The organism is Nitrospira sp. BLG_2 (genome assembly GCF_049222245.1).
Window position 1 is genome coordinate 1 of the sequence record NZ_JBLYIG010000463.1, and the last position, 3,267, is coordinate 3,267.

The 3,267-nt window shown below is 56.3% G+C and carries 1 protein-coding gene, 1 tRNA gene and 1 pseudogene; 2 read left to right on the forward strand and 1 reads right to left on the reverse strand.

Annotation, left to right across the window (positions count from 1 at the left end; genetic code table 11):
- Positions 1 to 1,922 (reverse strand): molybdopterin-dependent oxidoreductase (locus ACOSYY_RS12530; RefSeq protein WP_421662790.1); only part of this gene is annotated, 1,922 nt, incomplete at its 3' end.
- 564 nt (positions 1,923 to 2,486) lie between these two features.
- Here ACOSYY_RS12530 and ACOSYY_RS12535 point away from each other — a divergent pair.
- Positions 2,487 to 2,561: transfer RNA gene (locus ACOSYY_RS12535), tRNA-Gly, on the forward strand.
- A gap of 192 nt (positions 2,562 to 2,753) precedes the next feature.
- Positions 2,754 to 3,044: pseudogene (locus tag ACOSYY_RS20425) on the forward strand (transposase); the annotation flags it as partial.
- Between the last annotated feature and the right edge of the window lie 223 nt (positions 3,045 to 3,267).

Sequence of the window (3,267 nt, forward strand, 5' to 3'; positions counted from 1 at the left end):
GTCTTGCCGGTAAACACCTTGCGCCCATACTTCGGCGTATTGACGATCAAGGCGGTGTCGCCGTGGTTCCAGAACCCCGGCTCTTCGCCATAATAGTAGTTCCGGTATTTGATTTCCTTTCCATGGACATTGGGATCCAGACTGAGCCGCCAGGGATCTTCCGAGAGATGCACGCCGGACCCGACGCCCGACCAGGGCGTGGCGTTCCAAATGCCCACTTTGTAATTGCCGGACCAGGTATGGCAGCCGGTGCCGAATTTGCCGATATTGCCGGTCAAGGTCAGGACGAGGGCCGCGGCGCGGCCCATTTCCGTCATATGGAAATAGTGGCAGACGCCTTCGCCGTTGTGGATCGCGGCGGGCTTGATCGTGCCGGAGTCGCGCGCCCAGCGAACCAGGAGATCCTTGGGCGAGCGGGTGATCTGATGCACCGTATCCAGATCGTAGTCTTGGAGGTGGATCTGATACATCTGGTAAATCGGCAGCGCGTCGATTTCGCGGCCGTTCAGCAACTTGACCCGATACGAGCCCGTCAAGGCCGGATCAATCCCGCTCTTCTCGAAATGCCAGCCGACCTGCTCCCGATGGAGCGGCACCGCCTGTTTCTTGGCCAGGTCCCACACCATGAAGCCCCCGAGCCGCTCGATGTACTCCGGCTTCAACGATTGGATCCGGCCCGAGTAGCTGTGCGAGAAGTCCGGGAACTTGTAGTTCGGGACCACATCCCGCGGGTCCAAATACTGGAGGGTATCGGTGCGCACGAGCAGGGGCATATCCGTAAACTGCTTGAGATAGTCGATATCCTGCATGTTCTCATCGAGAATGATCTTGCAGGCCCCGAGGAAAATGGACGCATCCGATTGCGGCCGCAGGGGAATCCAGTAGTCGGCGCGGGACGCCGTGGGATTGTACTCCGGCGTGATGACCACGAGACGGGCCCCGCGCTCGATCGACTCGAGCTTCCAGTGCGCTTCCGGCATCTTATTTTCCACGAAGTTCTTGCCCCAGCTCGTATTCAGCTTGGAAAACCGCATATCGCTCAAATCGGTATCGCAGTTCTGCGTGCCGTTCCACCAGGGCTGGGAGGGATCCTGGTCGCCGTGCCAGGTGTAATTGTTCCAGTAGCGCCCTCCTTGCGCCTGGTCCGGATTGACCTTGCGGATCCAACTGTCCAGGATCGGCAGGACGCTGTTGTTGAACCGCGTATTGGAGTGCTTGCCCAGGAAGCCGAGAATGGGCATGCCGGCGCGGTGCTTGAAACAGCGCACGCCCGCGCCCTTCATCATCTCGATCATTTCCGGGGCGTACCCCTGCTCGCGCAGCCGCCGGGCCCCCGCCTCGCCACTGTACCGCGTCGCAATGACGATCATCGCCTTGGCCGCATAGGTAAACGCCGTATCCCACGACACGCGCACCATATCGTCCAAGAAGCGGCTGTCGAACTTGTACTTGCGCTTGGTCTCCGGCGTCAGCTCCGGCGAGCCGTCGTCCATCCACTGTTTCCACCCCTTCCGCATCAACGGCCCCTTCAACCGATACGGGCCATAGACCCGCCGATGGAACGTGAAGCCTTTCAAGCACATCCGGGGATTGTGCGCAAACGTGCCCCGGTTCCCGTACAAGTCTTCATAGGTTTGGTGGTCGTAGTTCTGTTCCACCCGCATGACCACGCCGTTGCGCACAAAGGCCCGGATCCGGCAGGCATGCGTGTCGTTGGGGGAGCACACCCACGTGAAGGACGAATCGTACCGGTATTGGTCATGATAGACCCGCTCCCACGAGCGGTCCGGATAGTCCCCCAACGGATTGCCGACTTCGATCACCGGCTGGAGCGCCGTCAACGCCAGCACCTGGTCCGCCACGGCGGCGGCGGCGATCGTCCCGGCTGAGGTTTTCAAAAATTGCCGACGTGACAAAAACATGTGGACACCTCCTCAACGGTTATGAACTTGACCGAGCCCGGTTCCCCTGTGCCGGTTTCATATTGGCCGGATGTGTACCAGCATTACCCTGCTTTCCACTAGTCGTAATCATGAGAGGAGAGAGAATACTGCTCTGGCTCAACACCAACCTAGCTGTGAAAAAACTATGCGGCATACATCAATTCCTCACACATAGATTCGGTGAAGAACTCTCCGCAATATTCAAGCCAGGCTTGACGATCAAAACTTTTCCTGCCATTTCTCCTAAGTACATGAAATAAAATGTGCATAAGAGCATTTCGTGTTGGGTGCTTGGTCCAGTCGTTTGCAACTTATGAGTAGATACAGTAGCAAGTTTTATATGTGAACCTACATATGGCAATGCTTATATTTAATAAACACTAAATATCAATGGTTTATTTACACACTTTTTCTATCTTGGGCATGCGTTACGTATGTGTAACAATTTAAGGTTTGGTAACTCATTTCTTGTTTGAACAACACCAGAGTCTTGGCTTGACAGTATCCTAAGAGGTCAGTACACTTCGCGCCTCAACCTCGCGAGCGGGAATAGCTCAGTGGTAGAGCATCGCCTTGCCAAGGCGAGGGTCGAGGGTTCAAATCCCTTTTCCCGCTCCAATTCCTTCGCACGTCAGAGCTGACGCGATTAGGCATCATTGCGATACCAACACTGAGTTCCGTCTGAACCGTCGTGCGTCTGCAGGCTATGCCAGCTGGCAGTGGTTTCGCGGCTACGGCGCATAGCTTTAGATAGCATCACGACCGCTCCGATTATCACGCTGTGGCAGAGTCCGAGGCGACGTGGTGGGAGAAAGAGATGTGTTGTGGAGTGTGCCGGAGGTTGGGCCCATGCTCACGACGATGTCTTGGCCAATCTTCCCAAGCTGGGTACATTGACCCGCAAGAAAGTGACGGCCTTTGCGGACGTCCCACCGTTTCCCCGGGACAACGAGACCCTCAAAAGACCAATGGACGATCTGGGGTGGGCGGACTCACGTGCAGGCAACACTTTATATGGCTGGGCTCGTGGCGACCCGGAAGAATCTGGTGATTCGCATCTTCTATCAGCGACTCTGTCAGGCGGATCAGGCGAAGAAGCTGCGTTGAAGCATTGTGTGGGCGATAGCAGACTGTCAGGCAACGACAAGCACGTTAAGTACTGCCGCCATCTCAGACCGACGGGATTATACGGCTCAATCCGGCGTTGGAGCCCGATTGACTCCGCAACGCTGAGGAGAATCCGAGGTGATCACAAATTGTGATCACCTGGCATTCATCCAGATGGGTAGGCATATCGCAGCCAATCGAACCATTCTCAAGCGCC